This window comes from Pseudomonas abyssi, from assembly GCF_003444685.1.
In the GTDB taxonomy this organism is placed as follows: Bacteria; Pseudomonadota; Gammaproteobacteria; order Pseudomonadales; family Pseudomonadaceae; genus Halopseudomonas; species Halopseudomonas abyssi.
On the sequence record NZ_LMAZ01000010.1, the window covers coordinates 68,952 to 71,157 of the forward strand.

4 protein-coding genes are annotated in these 2,206 nt (G+C 47.1%); all 4 read left to right on the top strand.

Annotated elements, in window-relative coordinates; translation table 11 throughout:
• Positions 1–98 precede the first annotated feature (98 nt).
• From ASB58_RS18475 to ASB58_RS18485, 4 genes are read left to right on the top strand one after another with little or no spacing between them, the layout of a single operon-like run.
• The gene (locus ASB58_RS18475; protein ID WP_181977976.1) at positions 99–695 is read left to right on the top strand and encodes an imm11 family protein; all 597 of its coding nucleotides are present in this window, start codon (positions 99–101) and stop codon (positions 693–695) included.
• Positions 696–1,259, top strand: a complete 564-nt coding sequence (locus ASB58_RS20320; protein WP_235827337.1) for a hypothetical protein — start codon at positions 696–698, stop codon at positions 1,257–1,259. It begins immediately after the preceding gene.
• A gap of 24 nt (positions 1,260–1,283) precedes the next feature.
• A complete protein-coding gene (locus tag ASB58_RS19965) occupies positions 1,284–1,625 on the top strand; it encodes a hypothetical protein (RefSeq protein ID WP_147336853.1) in 342 nt (113 codons plus the stop codon).
• A gap of 39 nt (positions 1,626–1,664) precedes the next feature.
• Positions 1,665–2,012, top strand: coding sequence for an immunity 8 family protein (locus ASB58_RS18485; RefSeq protein ID WP_118131917.1), 348 nt, complete (start codon positions 1,665–1,667; stop codon positions 2,010–2,012).
• Positions 2,013–2,206: the final 194 nt, after the last annotated feature.

The following is a 2,206-nucleotide window of genomic DNA, read 5'->3' on the forward strand; positions in this document are numbered from 1 at the left end:
ATCCTATAATCTGGCCGTAACGAGAACCTTGGAAAGGATTAAGTCGGAAGCAGTGATTGTGGGGAGTCAGGTTAATAAATGGCTTACGGGGCAATAGTGTGAAATATTATTTGCTTAGGCAAGATGTTGCAGTTCTCGGCAAATGGGTGCTCGGTGACGTGCGGCATGTAGATAATTGGCATTTTAGTAATCCGCCGGTGAATTTTATGGGGCCAGGTAGATATACTCTCGATATTCGGTTTGATGGTAATGAGGTTGATTATTCTCTTGCTGGTTACGCTAGTGCCCCAGTACTGAGTGCAAAGGCTTGCGGCGCTTTGGCTGGGTTGCCAGAGATTGATGAGCCATACCGAAATGTCGTTTTTGAGCCGGTGCAAATAGAGGGCAAGCAGGTTTCCCAAGATTATTTTTTGATGATTATTGAAACGCAGATTGATTGTGTTGATGAAGAAAGATCCGACTTTGATAAATATGATTTTGATGATCCTGTAAGACCAGACCTAGCGGGTAATTATCGTTCGTTTTTTAATCTGGTTGTCGACCCGGCAAGGATTGGTCCGCATCATGTTTTTAGGTTGAAGAAATATCTAGGAGTAATAATAGTTAGTGATGAGATAAGGCTCCGCTTTGAAAGGGCAGGTGTGGTAGGGGCCATTTTTGAGTCGGTAAGTGGTGATCGAATAACAGTTGCTTAGTTGGGGGAAAAAGCGACAGGAAGCGGAGCCAGGCTTGCCGACCAAGCCAAGCTTGACGATCACTTCGCACGTCATGGCAGTGACTTTGGCGCGAAAACCACGCTTGAGTACCAAGCACAAGCTGACAGGTTCTTAACAGCCTCTAAGCCTGCAGGCGTGCTTGAGAAAACAAGACCTAATGGCGATGTCGTACGTTACAACCCTAGTACCGATGAACTGGCGTCGTATCAAGTGGGGGGAGTATTCGCACATACTACAAGCCTGATCCTGCAGTGCATGGCAGGGAATCAAATCTGGACTATTTCAATGCTTAGTAGTAATAAAAAACATGTATGCCCGGTGTGTGGATATCCTGATCTTAATGAACCGGCGTACGATAGTTTTGGATGTGCTTCGTACAATATTTGCCCATGTTGCGGGACGGAGTTTGGGTATGATGATTCTACAGCAGCTCATGCCGACTTACGCGGAAAGTGGATTTCTGACGGAATGCAGTGGTGGAGTAAGCATCAACTCAAGCCTGATGACTGGGATCCGGTCAGACAGTTAAAAAATAATTACTAAGATCGGGCTTATGGGAGTGCTGCAGTGATAGTTTCTGCTAAATCCTCTGCGTTAAGTGCTGTTGGATGGTTGGAGAAGGATGAAGTTTTAACTGTGCTTGCTGTGAGCGTTACGCCATTTGAGGGCGTGAAACTCCTCCTTTGGTCTTCTCTTCAAGAGTCGGTGTCCCTCTTTCCCGGAGCCGATTTTGATGTGGTAGATAAGTGTCTGTCGCGGCGTTGGGTATTTAGCCTTGACTCTCAGAGGTTCGTTTATTTAGCACCTGATGCGTGGCAAATTGATGGATTTTGGGAGAGATACCACGATGGAGATCCTGTTGCAGAGCAAGTTTTTATGAAAGAAATGGCGTTTATTTTGAGCGAATAGCTTTACAGATACCTGCACCGGCAGACTGAGAGGTATTCCATGCGTGTGGAGCTAAAGGGGATTTCGGCTGATGAGGTGGATATTCACTCGTATGCGCCAGATGATCCAGAATGTTTTTTTATAACTCTAAGGCTTCGCATTGGCCCAGAAGGTGATAATGGCGGGGACGATTTCGAAGTGTTCGTTTGCACTCCGACATGGCTTCAGAACAATGTATGGGAGCCCATGTGGGGTAGGCACTTTTTGATAGTCAAAGAATTTAACTATCAGTTAATTGTTGACGCGATAATTAAGGCTATATCGCAATATGAAGGGGTGGGTTGGTCTGAGATTGCGTGCAAGTTGGCAAGGCTTTACGCTTGGGAGTTTGAAGACTACCAAGCCTGATTCGGCCCCGCGCCGGTGTTGTTCTATTTGAAGTCTGCGGCAGGCGGCAGTAGCCGCCCCTCCACGATCCTACCCCTGAACCCTTCCAGAATGGCCTCGATGCCGAGCCTGCCCTCAACAAAGGCCCCCCAGTTGCCGAATTACTAGCGAAGCTGCTAGGCGTGTTTGCGGTTATACACAAAGCCGGAGAGGCA

What these genes read in the sequence shown, in the direction of transcription:
- ASB58_RS18485 (WP_118131917.1), top strand. Translation starts at nt 1,665, where the DNA reads ATGCGTGTGGAGCTAAAGGGGATTTCGGCTGATGAGGTGGATATTCAC.